The organism is Citrobacter sp. Cb080, assembly GCF_030334745.1.
Taxonomy (GTDB): Bacteria; Pseudomonadota; Gammaproteobacteria; order Enterobacterales; family Enterobacteriaceae; genus Citrobacter; species Citrobacter braakii.
On record NZ_JAOWDG010000072.1, the window covers coordinates 54,340 to 80,386 of the forward strand.

24 protein-coding genes and 1 pseudogene are annotated in these 26,047 nt (G+C 50.2%); 15 read left to right on the forward strand and 10 right to left on the reverse strand.

Translation table 11 applies throughout. The annotated features are described in order from the left end of the window. The first annotated feature begins 17 nt into the window (after nt 1–17). Nucleotides 18–923: an OmpG family monomeric porin gene (locus OGV38_RS15115; RefSeq protein ID WP_016156630.1), complete on the forward strand. Its 906-nt coding sequence runs from the start codon at nt 18–20 to the stop codon at nt 921–923. A gap of 29 nt (nt 924–952) precedes the next feature. Here OGV38_RS15115 and OGV38_RS15120 read toward each other — a convergent pair whose 3' ends face one another. Beyond that, nucleotides 953–1,963 (reverse strand): LacI family DNA-binding transcriptional regulator, encoded by a 1,011-nt coding sequence (locus OGV38_RS15120; protein ID WP_016153217.1) that lies wholly within the window; start codon nt 1,961–1,963, stop codon nt 953–955. A gap of 228 nt (nt 1,964–2,191) precedes the next feature. Here OGV38_RS15120 and pspE point away from each other — a divergent pair, with 228 nt between their 5' ends. The 4 genes from pspE to tyrR all read left to right on the forward strand — a co-directional run bounded on the left by pspE (nt 2,192) and on the right by tyrR (nt 6,799). Continuing rightward, complete coding sequence (gene pspE / locus OGV38_RS15125; protein ID WP_016153216.1) at nt 2,192–2,509, forward strand: thiosulfate sulfurtransferase PspE; 318 nt, start codon at nt 2,192–2,194, stop codon at nt 2,507–2,509. A 142-nt stretch (nt 2,510–2,651) separates the two neighbouring features. Beyond that, nucleotides 2,652–4,049: a YcjX family GTP-binding protein gene (locus tag OGV38_RS15130; protein WP_016153215.1), complete on the forward strand. Its 1,398-nt coding sequence runs from the start codon at nt 2,652–2,654 to the stop codon at nt 4,047–4,049. Next, nucleotides 4,046–5,107: a YcjF family protein gene (locus OGV38_RS15135; RefSeq protein ID WP_016153214.1), complete on the forward strand. Its 1,062-nt coding sequence runs from the start codon at nt 4,046–4,048 to the stop codon at nt 5,105–5,107. The genes OGV38_RS15130 and OGV38_RS15135 overlap by 4 nt, the downstream gene beginning before the upstream one ends. A gap of 147 nt (nt 5,108–5,254) precedes the next feature. Further along, entirely contained in the window at nt 5,255–6,799 is a 1,545-nt protein-coding gene (gene tyrR, locus OGV38_RS15140) for a transcriptional regulator TyrR (RefSeq protein ID WP_016153213.1), read from the forward strand. 53 nt (nt 6,800–6,852) lie between these two features. Here tyrR and tpx read toward each other — a convergent pair whose 3' ends face one another. After that, a complete protein-coding gene (gene tpx / locus OGV38_RS15145; protein WP_016153212.1) occupies nt 6,853–7,359 on the reverse strand; it encodes a thiol peroxidase in 507 nt (168 codons plus the stop codon). Nucleotides 7,360–7,474: 115 nt separating this feature from the next. On the opposite strand from tpx, the gene ycjG reads away from it, so the two are divergent. Continuing rightward, nucleotides 7,475–8,440, forward strand: coding sequence for an L-Ala-D/L-Glu epimerase (ycjG, locus tag OGV38_RS15150; protein WP_047417302.1), 966 nt, complete (start codon nt 7,475–7,477; stop codon nt 8,438–8,440). On the opposite strand, the gene mpaA is transcribed toward ycjG, so the two are convergent. Beyond that, the gene (gene mpaA, locus OGV38_RS15155; protein ID WP_286473863.1) at nt 8,415–9,143 is read right to left on the reverse strand and encodes a murein tripeptide amidase MpaA; all 729 of its coding nucleotides are present in this window, start codon (nt 9,141–9,143) and stop codon (nt 8,415–8,417) included. The two genes, ycjG and mpaA, sit on opposite strands and share 26 nt — an antisense overlap. A 184-nt stretch (nt 9,144–9,327) precedes the next feature. Between mpaA and mppA the strand changes: the two genes are divergently transcribed. Beyond that, nucleotides 9,328–10,941 (forward strand): murein tripeptide ABC transporter substrate-binding protein MppA, encoded by a 1,614-nt coding sequence (gene mppA, locus OGV38_RS15160; protein WP_016153209.1) that lies wholly within the window; start codon nt 9,328–9,330, stop codon nt 10,939–10,941. A 107-nt stretch (nt 10,942–11,048) separates the two neighbouring features. On the opposite strand, the gene OGV38_RS15165 is transcribed toward mppA, so the two are convergent. After that, nucleotides 11,049–11,819: a DeoR/GlpR family DNA-binding transcription regulator gene (locus OGV38_RS15165; RefSeq protein ID WP_065554831.1), complete on the reverse strand. Its 771-nt coding sequence runs from the start codon at nt 11,817–11,819 to the stop codon at nt 11,049–11,051. Between the two features lie 117 nt (nt 11,820–11,936). Between OGV38_RS15165 and OGV38_RS15170 the strand changes: the two genes are divergently transcribed. Next, nucleotides 11,937–12,320 (forward strand): VOC family protein, encoded by a 384-nt coding sequence (locus OGV38_RS15170; protein WP_047358107.1) that lies wholly within the window; start codon nt 11,937–11,939, stop codon nt 12,318–12,320. 215 nt (nt 12,321–12,535) lie between these two features. Then, entirely contained in the window at nt 12,536–12,943 is a 408-nt protein-coding gene (locus OGV38_RS15175) for a cupin domain-containing protein (RefSeq protein WP_029139554.1), read from the forward strand. Nucleotides 12,944–13,144: 201 nt separating this feature from the next. Here OGV38_RS15175 and OGV38_RS15180 read toward each other — a convergent pair whose 3' ends face one another. Further along, a complete protein-coding gene (locus OGV38_RS15180) occupies nt 13,145–14,176 on the reverse strand; it encodes a mechanosensitive ion channel family protein (protein ID WP_016153205.1) in 1,032 nt (343 codons plus the stop codon). Nucleotides 14,177–14,419: 243 nt separating this feature from the next. Between OGV38_RS15180 and OGV38_RS15185 the strand changes: the two genes are divergently transcribed. Next, the gene (locus OGV38_RS15185) at nt 14,420–14,680 is read left to right on the forward strand and encodes a DUF2534 family protein (protein ID WP_003020403.1); all 261 of its coding nucleotides are present in this window, start codon (nt 14,420–14,422) and stop codon (nt 14,678–14,680) included. 48 nt (nt 14,681–14,728) lie between these two features. Here the strand turns inward: OGV38_RS15185 and uspE are convergent, their stop codons facing one another. The 3 genes from uspE to ogt all read right to left on the reverse strand — a co-directional run bounded on the left by uspE (nt 14,729) and on the right by ogt (nt 17,293). Then, entirely contained in the window at nt 14,729–15,679 is a 951-nt protein-coding gene (gene uspE, locus OGV38_RS15190; RefSeq protein ID WP_016153204.1) for a universal stress protein UspE, read from the reverse strand. A 151-nt stretch (nt 15,680–15,830) separates the two neighbouring features. After that, entirely contained in the window at nt 15,831–16,583 is a 753-nt protein-coding gene (gene fnr / locus OGV38_RS15195) for a fumarate/nitrate reduction transcriptional regulator Fnr (protein ID WP_003020397.1), read from the reverse strand. Nucleotides 16,584–16,777: 194 nt separating this feature from the next. After that, the gene (ogt, locus tag OGV38_RS15200; protein WP_103928244.1) at nt 16,778–17,293 is read right to left on the reverse strand and encodes a methylated-DNA--[protein]-cysteine S-methyltransferase; all 516 of its coding nucleotides are present in this window, start codon (nt 17,291–17,293) and stop codon (nt 16,778–16,780) included. Between the two features lie 213 nt (nt 17,294–17,506). Between ogt and smrA the strand changes: the two genes are divergently transcribed. Continuing rightward, complete coding sequence (gene smrA, locus OGV38_RS15205) at nt 17,507–18,070, forward strand: DNA endonuclease SmrA (RefSeq protein ID WP_053388543.1); 564 nt, start codon at nt 17,507–17,509, stop codon at nt 18,068–18,070. A gap of 12 nt (nt 18,071–18,082) precedes the next feature. Here the strand turns inward: smrA and OGV38_RS15210 are convergent, their stop codons facing one another. Beyond that, the gene (locus OGV38_RS15210; RefSeq protein ID WP_181500351.1) at nt 18,083–19,315 is read right to left on the reverse strand and encodes a GGDEF domain-containing protein; all 1,233 of its coding nucleotides are present in this window, start codon (nt 19,313–19,315) and stop codon (nt 18,083–18,085) included. A gap of 67 nt (nt 19,316–19,382) precedes the next feature. Then, nucleotides 19,383–21,496: pseudogene (locus OGV38_RS15215) on the reverse strand (putative bifunctional diguanylate cyclase/phosphodiesterase). 410 nt (nt 21,497–21,906) lie between these two features. On the opposite strand from OGV38_RS15215, the gene OGV38_RS15220 reads away from it, so the two are divergent. From OGV38_RS15220 to dbpA, 4 genes are all read left to right on the forward strand, one after another. Beyond that, the gene (locus OGV38_RS15220; RefSeq protein WP_049040722.1) at nt 21,907–23,016 is read left to right on the forward strand and encodes a methyl-accepting chemotaxis protein; all 1,110 of its coding nucleotides are present in this window, start codon (nt 21,907–21,909) and stop codon (nt 23,014–23,016) included. A gap of 156 nt (nt 23,017–23,172) precedes the next feature. Beyond that, nucleotides 23,173–24,156 carry a zinc transporter ZntB gene (gene zntB / locus OGV38_RS15225; protein ID WP_016153198.1) on the forward strand — a complete coding sequence of 328 codons (984 nt, stop codon included), beginning with the start codon at nt 23,173–23,175 and terminating at the stop codon, nt 24,154–24,156. Nucleotides 24,157–24,431: 275 nt separating this feature from the next. Next, complete coding sequence (gene ynaL, locus OGV38_RS15230) at nt 24,432–24,599, forward strand: proline-rich small protein YnaL (protein WP_016153197.1); 168 nt, start codon at nt 24,432–24,434, stop codon at nt 24,597–24,599. 28 nt (nt 24,600–24,627) lie between these two features. Then, entirely contained in the window at nt 24,628–26,001 is a 1,374-nt protein-coding gene (gene dbpA / locus OGV38_RS15235) for an ATP-dependent RNA helicase DbpA (protein ID WP_016156618.1), read from the forward strand. Nucleotides 26,002–26,047: the final 46 nt, after the last annotated feature.

Here is a 26,047-nt window from a genome sequence, read left to right on the forward strand (position 1 = left end):
TTTAACAAGGAATAATAATGAAAACCCTACTGTCCGCTACTGCGCTGATTATGAGCGCAGGAATGGCCTGCGCGCAGGCTGCTGAAAATAATGACTGGCACTTTAATATTGGTGCTATGTACGAAATAGAAAACGTTGAAGGTCAGGGCGAAGATATGGATGGACTGGCTGAGCCGTCCGTCTATTTCAACGCATCTAATGGGCCATGGAAAATATCGCTGGCCTATTATCAGGAAGGACCGGTTGATTACAGCGAAGGTAAGCGTGGTACCTGGTTTGATCGTCCGGAACTGGAAATTCGCTATCAATTTCTGGAAAGTGAGGATGTTAATTTCGGTTTGACCGGTGGCTTCCGTAATTACGGTTATCACTATGTCAATGAACCAGGAAACGACACCGCTAATATGCAGCGCTGGAAAGTTCAGCCGGACTGGGATGTTAAACTGACCGACGACCTGCGCTTTAGCGGTTGGCTGTCGATGTATCAATTCGTTAATGATTTGAATACTACTGGCTACTCCGATAGTCGTGTCGAAAGCGAGACCGGTCTGAATTACAGGTTTAACGAAACGGTGGGCTTAACGGTCAACTATTACCTTGAGCGCGGCTTTAATCTGGCTGATTCGCGCAATAATGGTGAGTTCTCAACCCAGGAAATTCGTGCATATTTACCGTTGTCTTTAGGCAATACCACCCTGACGCCGTATACCCGTCTGGGGCTTGATCGCTGGTCAAACTGGGACTGGCGAGATGATCCGGAACGTGAAGGCCATAATTTCAATCGTCTCGGTTTACTGTATGCATATGATTTCCAGAATGGTTTATCAATGTCACTGGAGTATGCCTATGAGTGGGAAGATCACGACGAAGGCGAAAGCGACAGATTCCATTATGCTGGTATAGGCGTGAACTACGCATTCTAAAATATACTGGGGCATTTATGCCCCAGTTTTTACACCAGTGAGTCGGCCAGCGATATTTGTGTGCTCACCGTGATATTTTGTAATCCTTTCTCGCCCGCAATCAAGTTAAATAATAAATTACAGCTTTGTTCACCCAACTGCTGGGTAGGCACATCAATTCCCCCAGGAACGGGCGTGAGCATAAAAGACAACAGCTCATTACTGTAGCCCACAACGGCAAGTTGTTGTGGGATGGTTATATTTTTCTCAGCCGCCACGCGATATAAGCTCATTAATTTCAAGCTGTCGGTGGCAAATACGGCGTCGGGTAACGGCTGCTGACTCAGTAATTTTCGTGAAGCGAGCAGGGCTGTTTCATGGGTATAGCCCCCGTCAACAATCCATTCATCGCGCATTTTAATATTATGCGCCTGAAGGCTGGCTTTATATCCGTTAACGCGATCGATAGAAACATGAACATCAAGCGGCGCGTGCAAACAGGCTATATTACGGTGTCCACTCTCAATCAGCGCATCAGTTAGCGTAATGCTGTCGCGATAATTATCTGTGTCTACAGAATAGACATTGGCGTAGTCGCCTTCAACCTTTCCAATAACCACGACCGGTACGTTGTATTTATCCAGCCTTGCAAAAAAAGATTCATCGGCGGGAGAACTCAGCATAATGATACCTTTGATCAATTTCTGCTTAATTTTGCTCTCACATTTTTGTAAATCATCTTCAGTGCTTCGCGACGTCTGTAATATGACATCAAAACCGACCTCTTCAGCCTTGGCAGTAATAGCATGCAGCACTTCAGAGAAAAACGGATTACCGGCGGTTGTTTTTGCTGAACGGGTAGATATCACCATTATTGCATCAAACCCGGAAGAGGTGAGTGCGCGAGCAAGTTTATTGGGCTGGTACTGTAACTCATCAATAGCACGCAGCACCTTTTCAAGCGCTTCCGGCGAGATATTGGTTTGCTTATTAAGCACGCGCGATACCGTGGATTTTGATACGCCAGCGGCTCGTGCAATATCATAAATGGTAGGAGACATAGATCCCAAGCTCCGTCCGAGAGTCAATGGCGAACATATTATGGAGTTAATTGGCGAATGACAACAATATCGGAATGCGGGCAGAAAAATCAAAAAACTAACCGCAGTATGCGCAACCAGAGGAAGTCTCGTCCACGGGTGCAGAGGGTGATAATGCGGTCGCAATATTTTCTTAAGAACTGGCGTATAGTGTGTTGGTTAAATCCAACTATCAGTCAGGAAGATATTATGTTGAAAAAAGGCGTATTAGCGTTGGCACTGGTCATCGGCATGCCGGTTTTTGCAGCCGAGCACTGGATTGATGTTCGCGTTCCTGAACAGTATCAACAGCAGCATATTCAGGGGGCGGTCAACATTCCATTAAAAGAGATGAAGGCGCGTATCGCTGCTGAAGTTCCTGATAAGACCGACACTGTGAAGCTGTACTGCAACTCCGGGCGTCAATCGGGGCAGGCGAAGGATATGTTGACGGAAATGGGCTACACGCAGGTGACCAACGAAGGTGGCATCAATCAGATAGCGCTTCCTAAAGTAGAGAATCAATAAACCGCCCGCATTCCTTCTGCTCCAGGCGGTAAGAATAATGCCGCCTGTTACAGCTCAGGTAGTTGATAAGTAAGAATTGACCCCTATCTTTACTTCCTGTTTGTTATAATTTCTTCAGTTCCTTCAGCAAAACGGGATGGCGATGAAGCGACTTAAAAATGAACTCAATTCGCTGGTTAATCGCGGCGTAGACCGTCATTTGCGCCTGGCTGTCACCGGACTTAGCCGTAGCGGTAAGACGGCGTTTATCACCGCGATGGTAAACCAGTTACTCAATATTCATGCCGGTGCGCGTCTGCCGTTGCTCAGTTGCGTGCGCGAAGAGCGTCTGCTCGGCGTTAAACGGGTTCCACAACGCGATTTTGGTATTCCGCGCTTTACCTATGATGAGGGACTGGCGCAGCTGTATGGCTCACCGCCGACCTGGCCGACACCTACGCGCGGCGTGAGTGAAATACGCCTCGCGCTGCGCTACAAATCCAATGATTCATTGCTGCGCCACTTTAAAGACACCTCCACGCTGTACCTGGAAATCGTCGATTATCCGGGGGAGTGGCTGCTCGATTTACCGATGCTGGCCCAGGATTATCTCAGCTGGTCGCGGCAAATGACCGGATTATTACAGGGACAGCGGGGCGAATGGTCGGCAAGATGGCGGCAGTTATGCCAGGGGTTGGATCCGCTGGCGCCTGCTGATGAAAACCGTCTGGCGGAAATCGCTGCCGCCTGGACGGAGTATCTGCACCAGTGCAAGCAGCAGGGACTGCATTTTATTCAGCCGGGCCGTTTTGTTCTGCCCGGAGATATGGCGGGCGCTCCTGCGCTGCAGTTCTTCCCGTGGCCGGACGTTGATGCCTGGGGGGAATCGAAGCTGGCGCAGGCAGACAAACACACCAATGCAGGCATGCTGCGCGACAGGTTTAATTATTACTGTGAAAAAGTCGTGAAGGGATTTTATAAGAATCACTTCCTGCGCTTTGACCGTCAGATTGTGCTGGTCGATTGTCTGCAACCGCTCAACAGCGGGCCACAGGCGTTTAATGACATGCGTCTGGCGCTCACCCAACTGATGCAAAGTTTCCATTATGGACAGCGCACGCTGTTTCGTCGGCTGTTTTCCCCGGTGATCGACAAACTGCTGTTTGCCGCCACCAAAGCCGACCATGTGACGGTCGATCAGCACGCCAATATGGTGTCGTTATTGCAGCAGTTGATCCAGGACGCCTGGCAAAACGCTGCGTTCGAAGGTATCAGCATGGATTGTCTGGGACTGGCATCAGTACAGGCAACCACCAGCGGCCTGATCGATGTGAAAGGCGAAAAGATCCCGGCGCTGCGTGGTCATCGTCTGAGCGATGGTGAACCGCTAACCGTTTATCCGGGGGAAGTGCCCGCGCGTTTACCTGGACAAGCATTCTGGGACAGCCAGGGCTTTCAGTTTGAGGCGTTTCGCCCGCAGGTTATGGATGTTGATAAACCCTTACCGCATATTCGTCTTGATGCCGCGATGGAGTTTTTAATAGGAGATAAATTGCGATGAGCGAGCCGTTAAAACCGCGTATCGATTTCTCAGGTCCGCTGGACGTGGAACAAAACGCGGCGTTTAAAGCGCAGCAGATGTTCAACGAAACAGAGGCGCAGACTTTTTCTCCGGCGACAGTGGATGAACCTCTGCAAGACGAAGGTCAGGCTGAGGCCGTCATTGATGCGGCCCTACGCCCCAAACGCAGTTTGTGGCGCAAAATGGTAATGGGCGGGTTGGCGCTGTTTGGCGCGAGCGTTGTCGCTCAGGGCGTACAATGGACTATGAACGCCTGGCAGACTCAGGACTGGGTCGCGCTGGGAGGATGTGCCGCTGGCGCATTGATTATCGGCGCAGGTGTCGGATCGGTTGCGACCGAGTGGCGTCGGCTATGGCGTTTGCGCCAGCGTGCGCATGAGCGTGATGAAGCGCGAGATCTGCTCCACAGCCATGGAACCGGAAAAGGTCGTGCATTTTGTGAAAAGCTGGCGCAGCAGGCGGGTATCGATCAGTCCCACCCGGCACTACAGCGCTGGTATGCCTCAATTCATGAAACGCAGAACGATCGCGAAGTCGTCAGCCTGTATGCCCATCTTGTGCAGCCGGTGCTGGACGCGCAGGCCCGACGTGAGATTAGCCGTTCAGCGGCGGAGTCCACGCTGATGATTGCCGTCAGTCCGCTGGCATTGGTGGATATGGCGTTTATTGCCTGGCGAAACCTGCGGCTGATTAATCGCATCGCATCGCTGTATGGCATTGAACTCGGTTATTACAGCCGCCTGCGTTTGTTCCGCCTGGTGCTGCTAAATATCGCTTTTGCCGGGGCCAGTGAGCTGGTGCGGGAAGTGGGAATGGACTGGATGTCGCAGGATTTAGCCGCTCGCTTATCGACGCGTGCCGCGCAGGGTATTGGCGCGGGATTATTAACGGCGCGTCTGGGTATTAAAGCCATGGAACTTTGCCGACCGCTGCCGTGGATCGATGACGATAAGCCACGACTGGGCGATTTTCGCCGTCAACTGATTGGTCAGGTGAAAGAAACCTTACAAAAGAACAAATCGCCGCGCGAAAGTTAGCTAAAAATTGGGCGCCAGTCGTTTAACTTTACGTCCTGGCGCCTGATTTTCCAGCGAGCTGTCAATATTTGTTGACAGAGTTCTTCCTGCAAACCCAATACTGTCTTATCATTTAATACATAATCCCTTGTCCAGGTGAAGGTTCCTATGCGTTTGGAAGTCTTTTGTGAAGACCGACTTGGTCTGACCCGCGAATTGCTCGATTTACTGGTGCTGAGAAGCATTGATTTACGCGGTATCGAGATTGACCCCATCGGGCGGATTTACCTCAATTTTGCGGAACTGGAGTTCACCAACTTCAGTAGTCTGATGGCTGAAATCCGCCGTATTTCAGGGGTTACGGATGTGCGTACCGTGCCCTGGATGCCTTCCGAACGAGAACATCTTGCGCTGAGTGCGCTGCTTGAGGCGTTACCAGAACCGGTCCTTTCTCTGGATATGAAAAGCAAAATCGAGATGGCGAACCCTGCGAGCTGCCAGCTTTTCGCGCACACTCAGGATCGGATGCGCAATCATACCGCCGCCCAGTTAATCAATGGGTTTAACTTCCAGCGCTGGCTCGAAAGCAATCCGCAGGATTCTCATAGCGAGCATGTCGTAATTAACGGACAGAACTTCCTGATGGAGATTACGCCTGTCCATTTGCAGGGTGAAAATCAGGAGCAGATGCTGACCGGTGCTGTTGTCATGCTGCGCTCCACCATCCGGATGGGGCGTCAGCTGCAAAATATGACTACGCAGGATCTGAGCGCGTTTAGCCAGATTATTGCCGTCAGCGCCAAAATGAAACACGTAGTGGAACAGGCGCGTAAGCTGGCGACTCTGAGTGCGCCGCTGCTGATTACTGGTAATACCGGCACCGGCAAAGATCTCTTTGCCCATGCCTGCCACCTGGCAAGCCCGCGTGCGTCGAAGCCGTATCTGGCGCTGAACTGCGCGTCAATTCCTGAGGATGCGGTCGAAAGTGAGCTGTTTGGCCATGCTCCAGAAGGCAAAAAAGGCTTCTTTGAGCAGGCGAATGGCGGCTCGGTTCTGTTAGATGAAATTGGTGAAATGTCGCCGCGTATGCAGACCAAATTGCTGCGTTTTCTCAATGACGGCACGTTCCGCCGCGTGGGAGAAGATCACGAAGTTCATGTTGATGTCCGCGTGATTTGCGCGACGCAAAAGAACCTTGTGGAAATGGTGCAGAAAGGGCTTTTCCGTGAAGATCTCTATTATCGTCTGAATGTACTGACGCTAAATCTGCCGCCGCTACGCGATTGCCCGCAGGATATTATGCCGCTTACCGAACTGTTTGTGGCGCGCTTCGCCGACGAGCAGGGCGTGCCGCGTCCGAAGCTGTCTGCCGATCTCAGCACGGTGTTAACCCGCTACGGTTGGCCGGGCAACGTGCGTCAGCTTAAAAATGCCATCTACCGGGCGCTGACCCAGCTTGAAGGCTATGAGCTGCGGCCGCAGGATATTTTACTGCCGGATTACGATGCGGCAACGGTTGCGGTCGGAGAAGAGGTGATGGAAGGATCGCTGGATGAAATTACCAGCCGCTTTGAACGCTCTGTGCTGACGCAGCTTTATATGAATTATCCCAGCACGCGCAAACTGGCCAAGCGCCTTGGCGTTTCGCACACCGCGATTGCCAACAAATTGCGTGAATATGGCCTGAGCCAGCAGAAAAAAAGCGAAGAGTAACGCGGTAAATGAAAATGCCTCCCTGCGGAGGCATTTTTGTATGCAGACGTGGTTTAAGCTTTCAGTACGTCCAGCGCAGCAGTGTAGTCTGGCTCGTTGGTGATTTCATTGACCAGTTGGCTGAAAACGACGTTGTCATTTTCATCAATAACGACCACGGCACGTGCAGCCAGACCTTTCAGTGGGCCTTCAGCGATTTCTACGCCGTAGTTTTTCAGAAATTCTGCGTTGCGCAGGGTGGACAGCGTGATAACGTTGCTCAGACCTTCCGCGCCGCAAAAACGTGAATGGGCGAATGGCAGGTCGGCCGAAATGCACAGTACGACGGTATTGTCGATTTCTGTCGCCAGTTGGTTAAACTTACGTACCGATGCCGCACAAACGCCGGTATCGATGCTTGGGAAAATATTCAGCACTTTGCGCTTGCCTGCGAACTGGCCCAGCGTAACGTCAGACAGGTCTTTAGCCACAAGGGTAAAAGCCTGAGCTTTGCTTCCAGCCTGAGGAATTGAGCCGGCAACTGTAACCGGGTTGCCCTGGAAATGAACGGTTTGTGACATGGTTATCTTCCTGTTTACATATAGTTAACGTCGAGGCTAGTTTATGCCATCAGCAGTTAACACGGCAAACGCTATTTGCGGATATCCGCTTCAGGGACTGCATTAAGGAAAGCAAATGAGAACAGTTAAGGTGTATGAGGAAGCCTGGCCGCTGCACACTCCCTTTGTTATTGCCCGTGGGAGCAGAACCGAAGCGCATGTGGTAGTGGTTGAAGTGGCAGAAAACGGCGTCACGGGTATCGGCGAGTGCACACCGTATCCGCGCTATGGTGAAAGCGATGCCTCAGTGCTGGCGCAAATTATGAGCATTGCCCCACAACTGGAAAATGGACTGACGCGTGAAGAGCTGCAAAAGCTGCTGCCAGCGGGAGCCGCGCGTAATGCTGTGGACTGCGCGTTGTGGGATCTGAGTGCGCGTCAACAGCAATTGTCACTGGCAGAGTTGGTGGGAAGTGAGCTGGCGGAAGTGGTGACGACGGCGCAAACCGTGGTGATTGGCACGCCGGAACAAATGGCGGTGAGTGCGGCTGCACTGTGGGAAAATGGCGCGAAACTGCTAAAAGTTAAACTGGATGCGCGCTTGATTAGCGAGCGGATGGTTGCTATTCGTGCCGCAGTCCCTGATGCAACGATTATTGTCGACGCCAATGAATCCTGGCGGGCAGAAGGTCTGGCGGCGCGCTGCCAGCTGCTGGCTGATTTAGGGGTGGCGATGCTGGAGCAGCCGCTGCCAGCGCAGGACGATGCCGCATTGGAAAATTTTGTGCATCCGCTGCCGATCTGCGCAGATGAAAGCTGCCACACCCGCAGCAGCCTGAAAGCGCTGCACGGGCGCTATGAAATGGTCAATATCAAACTGGATAAAACAGGCGGCCTGACGGAGGCGCTGGCGCTGGCAACCGAAGCCCGCGAGCAGGGATTTACGCTAATGCTGGGCTGCATGTTGTGTACTTCCCGGGCGATTGGCGCGGCGTTACCCCTTACGCCGCAGGTTAACTTTGCCGATCTTGATGGCCCGACCTGGCTTGCCAGCGACGCGGAGCCGGCCCTGCATTTTACGACCGGACAACTTCATCTCTAGGGTGCCAGCGCAGGAGATTGGACATGGCCAGCAGGTATTTCTCGCTCGCTTCATCTGAAGAGATGGGCGGAAATTCGGCGGTTATACAGTGTAAGTTCAGGTCTGCGCACCAGCTTCCAAATGAGCCGGGCGTTTCATAACCTACGCTGGTGACGAGGGGTAATTCAAACGACTGCGCCAGCCACGCGCCTAATTCGCTGCGTCTGGGATCTTCAATACAGGCCAGCGGATCGTGAAAAGAGACCACCCACGCAGGATGAATTCGGTGAATAAGCTGGCACAGCGCCTGGGTTTCTGGTTCTGAGCCCGGATTTTCGCCGGTCAACAACACCACATCGCGTTCTTCTGCGCTGCTGTTCCAGCGATACACCGTTTCACCCGCTTTCCAGTTGGCAGTGGGAAAGTTACGGTTTAGATCCACTCCGTTCGCATTTGCGCGCAGCCCGAGCTGGCAACCGTCAGGGTTAACCGCCAGCACCACATGGTGACGACGTAAGGAAGGATTAAGCGTACGCAATGCGCAGGAAAGGGTGACAACCGATGCGTTTTCGTCGCCGTGCGTTCCTGCCAGTATCAGACCGCTTTCACGATCGGCCGCCATTGCGGGAAACCAGATTAGCGGCGCGCCTAATAATGAACGTCCGTAATGTTCGGTTCCAGGTGGGAATGCGCCGCGCTCGGCACGGGGTCGGGTAACGGTCATAGTCATCTCTGAATGCGTGGATTGTTACTCGCAGTGTTGTGCAAAATGTATGGATAATCAAATCGTTTTCACACACTTATCTTTTCAGATGTAATATTATTTCCTTGTCGAAAGTTAATTGCATTTCCTGCTGGCGATACAAATAATTACACATTCACTTAGTAGCCGGAATTGAGGGTATTTTATGCAGCATTCTGTTTCAGTAACCTGTTGTGCGCTATTGGTAAGCAGCATTTCATTATCCTGGGCTGCTGATGTTCCCAGCGGAACGGTACTGGCAGAAAAACAAGAACTGGTGCGTCATATCAAAGACGAACCGGCGTCATTGGATCCGGCAAAGGCCGTCGGGCTTCCTGAAATTCAGGTTATTCGTGATTTATTTGAAGGGCTGGTCAACCAGAATGAGAAGGGCGAGATTGTGCCCGGTGTTGCCACTCAGTGGAAAAGCAACGATAACCGTATCTGGACGTTTACGCTGCGCGACAATGCGCAATGGGCAGATGGTACGCCGGTAACGGCGCAGGATTTTGTCTATAGCTGGCAGCGTCTGGTTGACCCGAAAACGCTGTCGCCGTTTGCCTGGTTTGCTGCGCTGGCGGGTATTAACAACGCACAGGCGATAATTGATGGAAAAGCCTCGCCAGATAAGCTCGGCGTTAGCGCGATCGATGCGCGTACATTGAAGGTCCAACTGGATAAACCGCTGCCATGGTTTGCCAATCTGACGGCGAGTTTTGCTTTCTATCCGGTACAAAAAGCTAATGTTGAGAGCGGTAAAGATTGGACCAAACCGGGTAATCTAATTGGTAACGGCGCTTATGTGCTCAAAGATCGCGTGGTGAACGAAAAACTGGACGTTGTGCCGAACACGCATTATTGGGACAACGCCAAAACGGTGCTGCAAAAAGTCACCTTCCTGCCTATTAACCAGGAATCGGCAGCGACCAAGCGCTATCTTGCTGGTGATATCGATATTACCGAGTCGTTCCCGAAAAACATGTATCAGAAACTGTTGAAGGACATCCCGGGCCAGGTTTATACCCCGCCGCAGCTTGGCACTTACTATTATGCCTTTAATACCCAGAAGGGGCCGACTGCCGACTCACGCGTGCGCCTGGCGCTCAGCATGACTATCGATCGTCGCCTGATGGCGGAGAAAGTTCTGGGTACCGGCGAAAAGCCCGCATGGCATTTTACGCCGGATGTAACGGCAGGGTTTGTGCCGGAACCTTCACCGTTTGAGCAAATGAGTCAGGAAGAGCTGAACGCGCAGGCGAAAACGCTGCTGCGTGCGGCGGGCTATGGTCCACAGAAACCACTTAAACTGACGTTGCTGTATAACACCTCTGAAAATCATCAGAAGATCGCTATTGCTGTTGCGTCTATGTGGAAGAAAAATCTCGGCGTTGACGTGAAACTGCAAAACCAGGAGTGGAAAACTTATATCGATAGCCGCAATACCGGTAATTTTGATGTGATCCGCGCCTCGTGGGTGGGCGATTACAATGAGCCATCTACGTTCCTGTCGCTATTAACATCAACCCATACGGGCAATATCTCCCGCTTTAATAATCCGGCGTACGATAAAGTGTTGACCCAGGCAACCCTGGAGAATACGCAGAAAGCACGCAATGCTGATTATAACGCTGCGGAGAACATTCTGATGGAACAGGCCCCCATTGCGCCGATTTATCAGTACACCAACGGGCGTTTAATTAAACCGTGGCTGAAAGGGTATCCGATTACTAACCCTGAAGATGTGGCTTATAGCCGCACAATGTATATTGTGAAGCACTGATATCGCTGGCCTGTTCGGGACGTTGCATTGGCGATTTCCCGAACAGACAAGGCTGTAGGGAAGGTGGGTCATGAAAGCAATGGAAAAGTATCACCCAATAGAATGGGTTACACTGTATAAATACGAATGTCGTGCGCCTGAAACGCCGTGGCATACTCTTTGCTGATATTTTCCTCGACGACAATTACATCGATATTGCTACTTTCGGTAACGACATAACGGGCGACGGCCGGGATCTTTTCAGCCGTCAGCGCGACAATGGTTTCATTACACTGTTTGATCACCGCTTTTTTGAACTCACAATCCGCGTAATCAAATCCGGTTAAGCCGGATTCAGGCGACATCGCGCAGCCGCCAATAAATCCCTGATCGAATAAAATGCCCTGCACCTGCGAGATAGCGGTGGCACCCACGCACCCTCCAGAAGATCGTTGCACCGCGCCGCCCAGCATAATGACGTCAAACAGTGGTTTTTTTAGTAAAACGGCGGCAATCTCCGGGGAATTTGTTACCACGGTTAACGCCAGCTCGGCGGGTAGGGCTTCAGCCATCGCCAGATTAGTACTGCCCGTGTCGATAAAAATGCAGCTTCCGGATTTGACCATCCGGGCGCATCTCTGCGCGATGTTGCTCTTTTTCGCCACATTAATACTCTTGCGCACGGTGATGTCTTCGGATTCAGGGAGTGCAATGACTGCGCCGCCATAGACTTTTTTACACACGCCATCTTTACTCAGTTCATGCAGATCGCGACGGATTGTATGTTCCGAAACGCCTAACCTACTGGCGAGTTCGGAACAGATGACTCTGCCGTTTTCCTGCAAGATCTGATAGATAAGCGCCTGGCGCTGTTCAGGGAATGCTGCGTAATCGAGCATCAATACTCCAGTGAAATAAACATCGAGCAATAACAAGCATAATTGTGCATTATGGTTCACGATGTCAACATCCCTTTAGGGAACCTATTGTTTGGATACAACAAGAAGAGGTTAGCTATGAAGGTTGCGCATGTGGCGTTATGGACACGGGATCTTGAGCAACAAGCTCAATTCTGGGTCACGTTTTTTGACGCAAAGATCAACGAAAAATACTGCAGTAAAACCAATCCTGGATTTGAATCCTATTTTGTCAAAATTGGTGAGGATATCGCGATTGAGTTAATGACTAAGCCTGGACTGACAAAACATGCTCCCGACAATAACACCTCAGGCTGGGTGCATCTCGCCATTTCAGTTGGCGGCAGTGAAAACGTTGATGCCATGGCGATGCGTGCAAAAGAACAGGGGATATTAGTTTCTGGCCCGCGCACCACCGGTGATGGCTATTACGAAGCGGTGATACGCGATCCTGACGGCAACTTGATTGAAATTGTGGCCTAAGGCTTCACGCCATCTCCAGTAGAAATGTTGTACCTGTTACCGACTATTGATGAGCATGATTCATAAGGTTGTCCTTCTTTTCACCTCTAATCACCCGCCTGTCGAGTCTCTATAATTTTTATAGTTTTCAGCATCGGTGGCGCGTGCTGCCACCGTTTTGGAGAGTCGAAATGCAAAATCAACGGAATACCGTCTCCAGCGCCGGCGCGGAGATTATGAGTCAACAATTTGATGGTAACAGCGTCTTTCCTCGCGGAGAGAAAAATGAAGCGTATGCGAAATATTTCACTGGCGACAGCTATCTGACTATGCTCTCCATGGAAGGCGTGGTCATTGGTAACGTAGCATTTGAGCCGGGCTGTCGTAACTTCTGGCATATCCATCATCAAGGGGGACAAATCTTGCTGGTGACCGGCGGCAGAGGCTGGTATCAGGCGTGGAATCAACCGGCGCGCGAACTGAAAACTGGTGATGTCGTACACATCCCGGCGGGAATGAAACACTGGCACGGTGCCGCGCGTGATAGCTGGTTTGCCCATATCGCTGTGGAAATCCCGGCAGCTGGCGCATCGAACGAGTGGCTTGAACCGGTAAGCGACACTGAGTACAACCTGCTCCCCTGAGCTGTGCGGGGCACGCGTTCTGCAGGTAAAGAATCCGATGCCCGAAGTGAATCACTTTGAGCTGATTATTGATACAGTCCCGTATCTACATGACCTGAATCCGTATATTCCAACGCTGGCGCTGGTACTGCTTTGTCATTGATATTGCCTCATTGAAATAAGTGCAGAAAAAAGACGCGGATTTCCGCGCCTTTTCTTTTGTTAGTGTGTCGATGGCGATACTTCAGGATTATCCATATACAGCGTCTGGCTGGGGAACGCAAAGTCGGCGTCGTGTGCCTTGACTATCGAAATAATCTTTAAATAAACGTCCTGCTGTACCGCAAGCCATTCCTGCCACACGGTGGTTTTCGTGAAGCAATACACCATGATATTCAGCGATGAATCGGCGAATTCATTAAAATAAACCAGCAGGGTTTGTTTCTGGTCTATTCCCGGATGGTTTTGCAGCATTTCTCTGACCGACTCGACAACGGCACTGACTTTATCAGCATCTTCATATCGTAACCCGATCACCGTTTTGATGCGGCGATTCGTCATCCTTCCTGGGTTTTCTACGCTGATAGAGGAGAAAATCGAGTTCGGGACATATAACGGACGATGATCGAAGGTGTTTATTTTGGTCATTCGCCAGCCGATTTCCGTAACTGTACCTTCAATATTGCGGTCCGGGGAGCGGATCCAGTCGCCGATGCTAAAGGGTCTGTCGAAGTAGAGCATAATCCCTGAGAAAAAGTTGCTCAGAATGTCTTTGCCTGCCATACCTACAGCGATACCGCCGATGCCGCCGAAGGTTAACAGGCCGGATAAGCTCATACCGAAATGTTCGCCATACAGCAAAATGATGGCAACCACGATGGTAATCTTGATGATTCGCGACAGGATCCTCGCGCTGGTGATATCTCTGCCTTTATTAATCTGCGTCTTTTCAAACTGATTAATTACCAGAAAAAGTTTGATGGTAAGGATCAGCGCAATCAACGAGGTGCAGATAAAGTCGACCACGCTGGAGGAGATAAATTTTAGGCTGTAATTTTCGATAACGTTATTAGCAATACTGCCTAACGTCCCGATGATAATGGCATAGACAAGAAATTGCGCGGCATGAAATATGAATCCTTTGCAGCGACGCTCTCCACGATGATACCAGACGCTCATCAGAACCAGCGCGGCACAGCAGCTGAGAATTACCGTCAAATTAAACGCATTATTTATAAACAGTTCAGCGATCATGATTCTTCCAACAGCTCCGTGGTAGTGGAATATCTTCTGATATCCTAATCCTCGAATATTTTACTCAGTTCTGGCGGTCAGATCATTAATCCATAGGGGAGATATATAATGCAATTAGCGCTATTTTCGGCGAAATAGCGCTGGTATCCACCCTGAAAGCGGTTTATGTAGCAGACAGTCAGTTGATGTCATGGTATTGTTAGCGCAAAGTAACAAGGTTTTCATCAGCAAAAGGACAGTACTATGATCATGGCTAAGCTGAAGACAGCGAAGGGACGGAAGTTTTTGTTGTGCCTGCTTGGGGTGTTTATTATCGCAGCGTCGGTCGTGACGCGAGCGACGATCGGTGGTGTGATTGAACAATATGACATTCCGCTATCCGACTGGACCGCTTCAATGTACGCTATTCAATCGGCAATGATTTGTGTCTACAGCATGGTGTTTACGATTCTGTTGGCTATCCCGCTGGGAATCTATTTCCTCGGCGGCGAAGAGCAACACTAAGCGTTTGTTATGCCGGATGAGATCGCCATCCGGCATTGAGTTGTGTGGTTAATCGTCTTCTTCATCATCCAGTTCAACTGGCGTCTGATATTCATCCGGCTTGATGACCAGCAGGTCGCAGCGTAGGTGATCGATAACCTGTTCAGCGGTGTTACCAAGGAACGCGGCAGAAATACCGGTACGACCGACGGTACCCAGTACTACAATACCCGCCTGCAAGTGCTCGGCTAAATCAGGAATGACCTCTTCAGGCAATCCTTTTTCAACGTGCGTCACTTTCTCATCGATACTGAATTTCTGGCGCAATGCCTTCATGGCCAGCAGATGCTGTCCACGGATCGCGTCGTTATAAACGCTGGGGTCAAACTCAGGTAGTTCAATTGCGATATTGATTGGCGTAACAGGGTAGGCGCCAACCAGATGCACTTCAGTATGGTTAACCTGTTCTGCTAGTTGCAGCGTCTCTTTGACCAGTTTTTCATTGAGCGCGTTGTGATAAGGCTCTTCACTGGCGAGGTTCACCGCAACCAGCGCTTTACCCTCTTCAGGCCATGGCTGATCTTTAACCATCCATACCGGGCTTGGACATTTGCGCAATAAATGCCAGTCGGTAGGGGTGAAAATTACGGCTTCGAGGCGGTCGTGTTGGTGTGCCATTTTGAGGACCAGGTCATGCTGAGCGCTAATGACTTCCTGGATGATGGCTTCAAAGGGACGGTTATGCCATACCACTTTAATTTCAAGAGGGATCCCTGCTTCGATGTAGTATTTTGCTTGTTCACGGATCCATGCTGTTCGCTGGCTGATGACCCCCTGACGCATTGCCGTACGCTCATCGGGCGACAGCAGGGTAGTCATCTCGTAGGAAAAGTCATAGATTGGCAAAAAGGCTTTAATTTTGCCACCAATCCGTTGATGCAAATAAACAGCTCGCCGTAATGCTGGTTGATCGTCCTGGTTTGGATCGATGACGACCAGCATATTTTTATACATAGCCATACAGGGTCTCCTTACAACTGTCATCGCAGTTTGTAATTAAAAGAGTAACCCAATAATGTGGATTGAAACAGGGGAGAACCTCCTGCCAGATCAATAAATCGGGAAAATTTAGCGATTTGACAGAAGGATAACAGAAATGCTTGCGGAAAGATTACGCAACGTTACGCGTGTGGCCAGCAAGAACTGCCAGCGCGTCGCTATTCTCAATAGTAATGTATTTGCCTTTCACTGCCAGCATACCGCTTTTCTGGAAACGACCCAACAGGCGGCTGATGGTTTCAACCGTCAGACCCAGGTAGTTACCGATGTCGCCGCGGGTCATGGTCAGACGGAACTCACGAGGCGAGAATCCGCGCTGGGCAAAGCGGCGAGACAAGTTGTAGATAAAGGCCGCCAGGCGCTCTTCTGCATTTTTCTTCGACAACAGCAGGATCATATCCTGGTCGCCTTTGATTTCGCCACTCATCAGACGCATCATCTGCTGACGCAGATTCGGCATTTTTCCGGACAGGTCATCAAGGGTTTCGAAAGGAATTTCGCAAACCATTGAGGTTTCCAGCGCCTGGGCAAAGCTCGGGTGATGTCCGCTGCCAATCGCGTCAAAACCGACCAGATCACCCGCCAGATGGAAGCCGGTAATTTGCTCATCGCCTTGTTCGGTAATGGTATAGCTTTTAATCGTTCCGGAGCGGATAGCGTAGAGTGATTTAAGTTCATCACCTGCTTTAAAGAGCGTTTGCCCCTTTTGGATAGGCTTTTTGCGCTCGATGATGTTATCGAGCTGGTCAAGCTCATGCTCGTTAAGTGTGAACGGGATGCAAAGCTGGCTGATGCTGCAATCCTGGCAATGGATAGCGCAACCGCCAGACTGAATGCGCCGTATAATTCGCTTTTCCGGGATCATAGGTCTGCTCAAGCCGTAATTGATATTTGTCAATTTTAACATCTTTTTGGTGAGCACGTAAGCCTGAGCTACTCCCAATAGAGAATAATTCAGGTATAACCGGAATGAATGTTTGTAACTCCTTGATTAACCGCATTAAATTTGTGGTCACATTATGCGAAAGTGTGACGGATAAGGCATTAATTGCCTGGAATCTAGAGTAGCAAATAACCTTCGTGACGCAATAACCACTCTTTTCGCTGCACGCCGCCAGCATATCCAGTCATGGTGCCGTTACGCCCAATGACGCGATGGCAGGGGACCACAATGCTTACCGGGTTGGCGCCATTGGCCGCACCGACGGCTCTTGCTGCACCGGGGCGCCCTAACTGTTCGGCCAGTTGACCATAGTGCATGACTTGCCCACACGGGATAGTGCGTAATACTTGCCAGACTTCACGCTGGAAAGGCGTGCCAGCCGTTGCCGTTTCCAGCGTGTCAATAATGCTGAGATTCCCGGCAAAATACTCCGACAGTTTATCGCTTAATCCGCCAGGGTTTTTGGCTGTAATACGCTGATAACCTTCTGTGCGGTAATGAATATCCAGCAATTGTTCCATGCGATCGCGGTGCTGATCCCATTCCACTGCGCGCAGGCGAAATTGCTCATCACAAATAACCCACAGCGGGCCCAGCGGCGTGTCGATGGTGTCTTCCAGTAAGTTCAGCATCCGTTTCTCTCATTACAGCGTTCAGGCGAGGTTACACATTATCACGGCAGCAACAGTTGCAGCTATACCCCTAAAAACGGATATCTGTATGTCGTGAGTAGATCTTTTCAGCGGAGCGAGCCAGGTGAATTATTGGAAATAATCGTAAACCGTTGTCGGTATAATAGTGCGCGGTTATGATAATGCTCGTCGTAATTCGCTGGAGGAAGAAACATGAATCTTGATGATGCTTCGCTGTTTCTGGATGCTATGGGGGATGTCCAACCACTGAAGGGCTGCGCCGATGTACACTGGCAGCCAACGCGTAATATCCGCACTCCGGCGCGTATCGATACGCTTCAACTGGATAACTTTCTCACGACGGGGTTTCTCGATATTATCCCGTTGAACGAGCCGCTTGAGTTTCGTCGCGAAGGTTTACAGCACGGCGTGACTGACAAACTGCGAACCGGAAGATATCCGCAGCAGGCGAGCCTTAATCTCATCCGCCAGCCCGTAGAAACATGCCGCCAGATGCTATTCAGTTTTATTCTACAGGCACAGCAAGATGGATTACGTAACGTGCTGGTGATACACGGTAAGGGGCGTGACGATAATGCTCATGCCAATATTGTTCGCAGCTATGTGGCGCGCTGGCTGACAGAATTTGATGACGTCCAGGCCTACTGCGCCGCTTTGCCGCATCACGGCGGCAGCGGGGCATGCTATGTGGCATTACGTAAAACCGCGCAGGCAAAACAGGAAAACTGGGAGCGTCACGCTAAGCGCAGCCGCTGATCAACGTATTCATCAGGCGGCCAGTACTCTGTTCCTGCCTTCGTGCTTGGCTTTGTACAACGCGTCGTCCACGCGTTTGAATAATTCATCAATACTTTCGTTCGTTTCGTGCCGCGCAACGCCAATGCTGACGGTAAAGCGGGGAAGACCAGGGAGAGTAACCTTGGCTACCGTTGCGCGGATCACTTCTGCAAGATTGAGGGCGACATCCAGCGAGGTTCGCGGTAGCAGCAGCACAAATTCTTCACCACCCCAGCGAAAAATAAGATCGTCTTTTCGTGCACAGGATTCCAGCGTGCGGGCCAGAGCGCAAAGCACTTCATCGCCTTTTAAATGACCGAAGAGATCGTTAATGCTTTTAAAACGATCGATGTCGATCAACAACAGACTGTAGTCCTGCGTCAATGATACCGCATGCGTCTGCTCCGGCTCGGTTACCTGATAAAAATGTCGGCGATTAAGTAATCCCGTTAAAGGGTCACGCAGAGCGGCATGCTCAAGCTCCTGTTCCAGCCGTTTTTGTTCGGTAATGTCATGAATAATGCACAACATGAGTTTATTACCGTAAATTTCAATCGGTCCGGCGTAGGTTTGCACATGACGTGAGGTGCCGTCTGCCAGTTTATGGACAAAGTGCAAAGGCTTATGGCCGCCGGGCAGATGGGCGATTTCATGCATCACCGGCAATATATGGCGGCCCAGCATGTTGATCTCCCAGGTATGTTTCTGGCACATCACATCAAGGTTGTAACCATAAAAATTCAGGGCACTGAGGTTTGCATCAACGATCAGGCCATCGCGGGACGGATCAATCAGTAACATTGGCGCGGAGTTGGTCTGGAAAAAACGCGCATAAAAGCCCTGTTTTTTTCGTTGATAAGTTGCTGAACGGCTGGCTTTCAGACCTTGCGCAGTAGGCGTTTCAATGCCTTCGAAAAGGATAACATCCCCCACGCCCGGCAGAGATTTAATGGACAGGCGGCTAGCCAACGCGATTTCCTCACCATCGCGGTAAACCGTGAGGATCTCAACAACGTGATGATGATTGCTCAAGTCACTGAGATACATGGTTAAATCATGTTGAGAATGCGTTGAGAATATGCCCTTGCGCAGTGGGGAAAAACAGAGATCCTGCATTAGCTCACGTGCAACGATATTAGCGAACACCAGTTCTTCAGTTTGTGGCGAAACAATCCACACCGGAAAGGTTAACAAATCCAGTGAATGCAGCTCGGTTGTGCTCATCGATAATCCCGTTATCTTTATCTGCTGTATTGCCCGTTTAATGGCGAATATTTTAGATATTACAGTCTCACAAAGTTATTGATTGTCGGTGAGACAAGGGTTGTACGACTGGCTTTTGTTTGATGCTGTTTTCTGGTTGTATCAGTTCATGAATCTTATGCGCTGGCAGCGGTTTTGCAAACAGGAAACCTTGCAGCATGCTACATCCCATCTGGGTAAGAAGTAATTCCTGCTCCTGGGTTTCTATTCCTTTAGCCACCACGCGCATATTCATGGAGTGAGCTATGTCAATAATGGTAGACACAATTTTTGTATTTTTACTGTTCTCGCTAATATCTTTGACAAATATCCTGTCGATTTTTAATTCCCGTGCCGGAAGTGACTTCAACATCAGTATATTTGAATAACCAGTGCCGAAATCATCAATAGAAACGGTGATCCCCAAAGCAGAGAAAGCATTCAGGATTTCAATACTGCGTTTTAAATTTTTAAGTGCAGTGCTCTCCGTGAGCTCCAGCGTGAGACAGGCAGGTGAAAGTTGGTATTGCGCCAGGGCGTTGCAAACAACATCAATAATATCATGCTGTTCAAACTGGGCGGGGGAGAGGTTAACGGCGAGCGTCCATTCTGTATTCCCTTGTAATGTCCACTGATGCAACTGCAAACATGCCTGTTGGATAACCCATTTGCCGACGGGAATAATCAGGCCCGTTTCTTCCAGCGCAGGCAGAAATTCAGCCGGTAGCAGCATGCCGCGCTCCGGATGATGCCAGCGTAATAATGCTTCAAAACCAGTCAGGGAATGATCTCCGGCGGTATATTTAGGCTGATACCATAGCTCAAACTGGTTGCGTTCAAGCGCTTGTGAAAGTTCCTGTAGAAATGTCGGCGGCGTATCAGCGATAGCTTCCATCTGGGACTATAAATAGCCCAGCCGTTTCTGCCCGCCTGTTTGACATGATACATCGCCATATCGGCCTTCACTTTTAGCTCATGCAGTGTCGAGCCATGTTCGGGATAAATACTGCTCCCCGCACTTAACGAAACCCGAATGGTATGACCGAATAAGGTAAAGGGGTCACCGATCGCATCTGAAATTTGCGCAAGCAAGGCGGAGATAGCCTGCGGGTTGCAGTCTGGAACCAGCAGGATAAATTCATCTCCCCCCAGTCTTGCCAGCGTCATTGAGTCATCAAGGCAACTGTAGATACGCTGTGTACTGGCAATCAGCAGTTGATCACCGATGTGATGCCCCCAGGTATCGTTAACGACTTTAAAACGATCGAGGTCGATAAATACCAACGCGAAATGCTGTTGATGCAATTTGGAATGCCGCAGGCAGGCCTGTAAGCAGGTATCAATTTGCGTTCGATTAGCTAGTCCGGTCAGCGCGTCGAAGTGGACCTGATGTTCAAGCTGGCAGTTCAACTGATGCAGGTTGTCAGCCAGTCGGGAAGTGCGCAGTTGTGAATCCACCATCGAGACGACCAGCATGATACCCAAAATAATCAGCGTGACGGCGCAGACCCAGACAGAGAGTTCCAGCGTACTGAGCCCATCGTGCGCAGTGTGTCCAAAATGGGTGAACGTTGCCGCTCCCATACCGGTGTAATGCATAGAAGCAATTGCCAGCGCCATAATAAGGGCAGCAATAAGTCGGTTAATCAGCACGCGACGGGTGTTTTGGCGTAAATGGAAGGCCAGCCATAAACCTACGCCAGACGCAACGACGGCAATAATTACAGAGAGCAAAATCAGCGAGCGATCCCATGAGATGGCCACATGTTCGATAATGGCATACATGCCAACGTAGTGCATCGTGACAACGCCGGCACTCAATATGCTGGTGGCAATGACCAGTCGTTTTGTTGATAACGTATTACCGGAAATAGCGATATTGATGGCGAGGGTTGCAGAAATGAGCGCAATAAAGAACGAAAACGCGGTGAGTGATAGGTGATAATTGATCGGCATAGTCATTTTCATGGCCAGCATACCGATAAAATGCATCGACCAGATCCCCATACCCAGCGTAGCGCCGCCAGATAGCCGCCAGAAGGTAGATTCACGTTTGCTGGAGATTGCTACCTTACCCGCACTGTCGAGGGCAATAAAGGAGGCAATAAATGCGACAACAAAGGAAATCCCAATCAATACAGGGTCCCACGACACGTGCAACATCTTGCTACCTATCGAAAAAAAGCCGTGATGATAAATCTAGCAGGTTTTGTCCAGTTAACCTGATAAAACCAGGAATGTTCTTGTGTTTTTACAATGAGTATTAGAGCGAAGGGCAAGATATTGAAAATGACAAGCCTTTACTTATATAAACATTCATAAAAACTATGTTTCTGTGTGTTTTATGCTCGTCACGTGCTCGCCATCACAATAATCTGATGGTGGGGAACATTACCGCCATTGGTGGGATAAAGTGCTGAACTATTATGAATGGCCAGTGTAATTTATTGACTTAAGTAAAAGGTCTGTTGGCTCTCATTGAAAGTTCAGCTTTCGTCACAGAGCAATGGAAATCTGTATTGCAGATGCTATAAAAATAACATCCACGTTATTTCTTGGTGCACAGGGTTAAAATGTTAAATGATATTAGCGTCAGAACCTTTATTATTTTATTTCTGCTCATTACGGCGGTTGTGCTCAATGTTGTTGAAATGATTTTTTCGGCTACCCCAGAAATTATTATTGGCACTAATGCGGTAAGCATTATTTCTATATTATGTTTGTGGTGGTACATGACGAAATATCTGGTCATGCCGATTAATACGGTTAAAAGAAGCATTGAAGAAGTAACATCCGGGAATCTGGCAATCAGTATTCCCGAATTTGGTAATAACTGTGCGGGTAGACTAATTCCTGGCATCAATAGTTTATCAAGTAATATTTCAGCACTCGTTAATGAGATCAGAACATCCTCGCAAACGGCGATGGCGCTTTCTGAACAGCTGGCGGAACGCAGCGCCGAGCTTTCAGTGAAAACAGAACAGCAATCCGGAGCATTAATGCAGACGGCTGCCAACATGGATGAAATAGCGGTTAATACGCGGAATAATGCTGATAACACGCAAATAGCCAGCGCCCAGGCAACAATTGCCACGCAATGCGCACGTCAGGGTGGCGAATTAATGGTGCAGGTTGCGACAAATATGCGTTCAATTACCGAATGCGCACAGCAAATGACAGAAATTATTACGCTGATAGATGGTATTGCATTCCAGACCAATATTCTGGCATTGAATGCTGCTGTGGAAGCTGCAAGGGCCGGTGAACATGGCAAAGGTTTTTCTGTGGTGGCCGGTGAGGTAAGAATGCTTGCACACCGCAGTGCAGATGCAGCTAAGAATATTAAGCAACTGATTGCCCAAACCCATCAAAATGTTCAGCAAGGCGCTGCTATTGTGCGTGAAGCTGAGAAAAACATGCATGATATTGTCGGGGGGGCCGGGCAATTAAACCAACTGATGGGCGAGATATTAACCACTACGCAGGAGCAGGAGAAAGGAATAATCAGAATTACCCATGCTCTGGCCGAACTGGAGAACGTCACCCAAAGTAATGCCATTATGGTTGATGAGCTTTCTGACTCCTCAGGTATCCTGAAAAACCAGGTGATTGACCTTCAATCGCGAACGCATAAATTTCGCTTAAGTCATGCGCTTGAATCAGAGAGACGCCAGCGGGCCTGAGAGGGGCATCTCGTAACCAGCGCCGCATTCGTCGGCGCTTTTCTTATTATCAGATACTTTTTATGAATCATTTCAGCACAATGGGACAATGAGATATTGCTTAACATATTCTGACAGCTAGACTAACGAAAAAAGCTGAATGTTTGTGGAGGCGCTGTGGAAGCCATTAAGGGAACGGATGTTAATGTGCCGGATGCCGTGTTTGCCTGGCTGTTGGATGGCCGTGGTGGGGTGAAGCCACTGGAAGATAACGATGTTATCGACAGTCAACACCCCTGCTGGCTGCATCTTAATTATACCCATCCTGAAAGCGCGCAATGGCTGGCGACAACGCCTTTACTTCCCAATAACGTGCGTGATGCGCTGGCGGGTGAAAGCACGCGCCCACGCGTAAGCCGGGTAGGGGAAGGTACGTTGATTACGCTGCGCTGTATTAACGGCAGCACCGACGAGCGACCTGACCAACTGGTTGCGATGCGCTTATATATGGATGAACGTCTGATTGTCTCAACGCGTCAGCGTAAAGTATTGGCGCTGGATGATGTGGTCAGCGATCTCCAGGAAGGCACGGGAGCGGCTGATTGTGGTAGTTGGCTGGTGGATGTTTGCGATGCACTAACCGATCATGCCAGTGAGTTTATCGAACAACTGCACGATAAGATTATCGATCTGGAAGATAACCTGCTTGATCAGCAGATTCCGCCGCGTGGTTTCCTGGCATTGCTGCGTAAGCAGTTAATTGTGATGCGCCGCTATATGGCGCCTCAACGCGATGTCTATTCCCGGCTGGCGAGCGAACGTTTTTCCTGGATGACCGACGACCATCGGCGGCGGATGCAGGATATCGCTGACAGGCTAGGGAGAGGGCTGGATGAAATAGATGCCTGTATTGCCAGGACCGGTATTATGGCGGATGAAATTGCGCAGGTTATGCAGGAGTCTCTGGCTCGCCGAACGTATACAATGTCATTGATGGCAATGGTTTTTCTTCCCAGCACATTTTTAACCGGGCTGTTTGGCGTTAACCTCGGCGGTATCCCTGGCGGTGGCTGGCAGTTTGGCTTCTCACTTTTTTGTATTCTGTTAGTGGTCCTGATTGGTGGTGTTACTTTATGGTTGCATCGTAGTAAATGGTTGTAACAACAACGTTTTTTAGTGACTTTTGCGCATGAAAACGTCCTGGTTTTTGAGCGAAGTCAATAAACCATCTACCTATTCGGGGCAATATCTCTCTCGCAGGTGAATGCAACGTCAAGCGATGGGCGTTGCGCTCCATATTGTCTTACTTCCTTTTTTGAATTACTGCATAGCACAATTGATTCGTACGACGCCGACTTAGATTAGTCGGCTTTTTTTTGCCTGCAGGAAATCAGCGTCTACCCTAAAAGAGCCAACCTGAATAACTGGAGGGGTATATGAACTGTCTGATTGCAACGCCGCACACTGATTCGCTACCGACCGACCCGGTTCCCATTCCCGATCCCATACCTCGTCCGCAGCCAATGCCGGATCCCCCACCGGATGAAGAGCCGATTAAATTGTCGCATCGCGGGCGCAGATCTGCGAGGATACGCGCCTGCTGATTGTGAGTTTTTACCGCGAGATTAAATTGTGACCGCTTTTTCAACCCTGAATGTTTTACCTGCTGCCCAACTCGAGAATCTTAACGAGCTGGGTTATCTTGAAATGACGCCTGTTCAGGCTGCTGCGTTACCGGCAATTCTGGCGGGGAAAGATGTTCGCGTGCAGGCTAAAACCGGCAGTGGCAAAACGGCGGCTTTTGGTCTTGGATTATTACAGCATGTTGATGTCGCGCTGTTTCAGACGCAGTCCCTGGTGCTGTGCCCAACGCGCGAGCTTGCTGACCAGGTGGCGGGTGAGCTGCGTCGCTTAGCGCGCTTTCTGCCTAACACCAAGATCTTAACGTTGTGCGGTGGGCAGCCCTTTGGCGCACAGCGTGACTCCCTGCAGCATGCGCCACATATTATTGTCGCAACGCCGGGGCGTTTACTCGACCATCTGCAAAAAGGCACTGTTTCTCTGGATGCCCTGAATACGCTGGTGATGGATGAAGCCGATCGCATGCTGGATATGGGCTTTAGCGATGCGATTGATGATGTCATTCGCTTTGCGCCGGCTTCGCGTCAGACCTTACTGTTTTCTGCGACCTGGCCGGAAGCCATTGCCGCCATTAGTGGCCGGGTGCAACAAAATCCATTAACGATCGAAATTGATACCGTTGACGCGCTGCCGGCGATTGAGCAGCAGTTTTTCGAAACTTCCAGCCACGGCAAAATTGCGCTGCTGCAAAAATTGCTCAGTCAGCATCAACCTGCATCATGCGTAGTTTTTTGTAATACCAAAAAAGATTGTCAGGCCGTGTGTGACGCACTGAATGCGGCGGGGCAAAGCGCTCTCTCACTGCATGGCGATCTTGAGCAGCGCGATCGCGATCAGACGCTGGTGCGTTTTGCCAACGGCAGCGCGCGCGTTCTGGTTGCTACCGATGTGGCCGCGCGTGGTCTGGATATTAAATCACTTGAGCTGGTGGTTAACTTCGAACTGGCGTGGGATCCGGAAGTCCACGTCCATCGTATCGGACGTACCGCGCGTGCCGGCAACAGTGGTCTGGCGATTAGCTTCTGTGCACCGGAAGAAGCGCAGCGGGCCAATATTCTTTCTGAAATGCTGCAACTGAAGCTGAACTGGCTGCCAGCTCCAGCTAACGGCCCAATCCTGCCGCTGGAAGCTGAGATGGCGACGTTATGCATTGATGGCGGTAAAAAGGCTAAAATGCGTCCCGGCGATGTTCTCGGTGCGCTGACCGGTGATATTGGTCTGGAAGGCGCCGATATCGGCAAAATTGCCGTTCATCCGGCGCATGTCTATGTCGCTGTTCGCCAGACTGTAGCGCATAAGGCATGGAAGCAATTGCAAAACGGTAAGATAAAAGGCAAGACTTGCCGGGTTCGGTTATTGAAATAACCACTCGTCGGAGCGCCTGATGGCGCTCCGCTTATCCGGCACTATC

Bases quoted from the DNA above. Each gene is read 5' to 3' on its own strand.
- ycjG (WP_047417302.1), top strand. From the start codon at position 7,475: ATGAGAACAGTTAAGGTGTATGAGGAAGCCTGGCCGCTGCACACTCCC.
- OGV38_RS15175 (WP_029139554.1), top strand. From the start codon at position 12,536: ATGAGTCAACAATTTGATGGTAACAGCGTCTTTCCTCGCGGAGAGAAA.
- pspE (WP_016153216.1), top strand. From the start codon at position 2,192: ATGTTGAAAAAAGGCGTATTAGCGTTGGCACTGGTCATCGGCATGCCG.
- OGV38_RS15220 (WP_049040722.1), top strand. From the start codon at position 21,907: ATGTTAAATGATATTAGCGTCAGAACCTTTATTATTTTATTTCTGCTC.
- mppA (WP_016153209.1), top strand. From the start codon at position 9,328: ATGCAGCATTCTGTTTCAGTAACCTGTTGTGCGCTATTGGTAAGCAGC.
- OGV38_RS15115 (WP_016156630.1), top strand. From the start codon at position 18: ATGAAAACCCTACTGTCCGCTACTGCGCTGATTATGAGCGCAGGAATG.
- OGV38_RS15170 (WP_047358107.1), top strand. From the start codon at position 11,937: ATGAAGGTTGCGCATGTGGCGTTATGGACACGGGATCTTGAGCAACAA.
- ogt (WP_103928244.1), bottom strand. From the start codon at position 17,293: ATGCTGAACTTACTGGAAGACACCATCGACACGCCGCTGGGCCCGCTG.
- tyrR (WP_016153213.1), top strand. From the start codon at position 5,255: ATGCGTTTGGAAGTCTTTTGTGAAGACCGACTTGGTCTGACCCGCGAA.
- ynaL (WP_016153197.1), top strand. From the start codon at position 24,432: ATGAACTGTCTGATTGCAACGCCGCACACTGATTCGCTACCGACCGAC.
- OGV38_RS15185 (WP_003020403.1), top strand. From the start codon at position 14,420: ATGATCATGGCTAAGCTGAAGACAGCGAAGGGACGGAAGTTTTTGTTG.
- OGV38_RS15180 (WP_016153205.1), bottom strand. From the start codon at position 14,176: ATGATCGCTGAACTGTTTATAAATAATGCGTTTAATTTGACGGTAATT.
- OGV38_RS15130 (WP_016153215.1), top strand. From the start codon at position 2,652: ATGAAGCGACTTAAAAATGAACTCAATTCGCTGGTTAATCGCGGCGTA.
- OGV38_RS15120 (WP_016153217.1), bottom strand. From the start codon at position 1,963: ATGTCTCCTACCATTTATGATATTGCACGAGCCGCTGGCGTATCAAAA.
- smrA (WP_053388543.1), top strand. From the start codon at position 17,507: ATGAATCTTGATGATGCTTCGCTGTTTCTGGATGCTATGGGGGATGTC.
- OGV38_RS15135 (WP_016153214.1), top strand. From the start codon at position 4,046: ATGAGCGAGCCGTTAAAACCGCGTATCGATTTCTCAGGTCCGCTGGAC.
- uspE (WP_016153204.1), bottom strand. From the start codon at position 15,679: ATGGCTATGTATAAAAATATGCTGGTCGTCATCGATCCAAACCAGGAC.
- fnr (WP_003020397.1), bottom strand. From the start codon at position 16,583: ATGATCCCGGAAAAGCGAATTATACGGCGCATTCAGTCTGGCGGTTGC.
- mpaA (WP_286473863.1), bottom strand. From the start codon at position 9,143: ATGACCGTTACCCGACCCCGTGCCGAGCGCGGCGCATTCCCACCTGGA.
- OGV38_RS15165 (WP_065554831.1), bottom strand. From the start codon at position 11,819: ATGCTCGATTACGCAGCATTCCCTGAACAGCGCCAGGCGCTTATCTAT.
- OGV38_RS15210 (WP_181500351.1), bottom strand. From the start codon at position 19,315: ATGAGCACAACCGAGCTGCATTCACTGGATTTGTTAACCTTTCCGGTG.
- tpx (WP_016153212.1), bottom strand. From the start codon at position 7,359: ATGTCACAAACCGTTCATTTCCAGGGCAACCCGGTTACAGTTGCCGGC.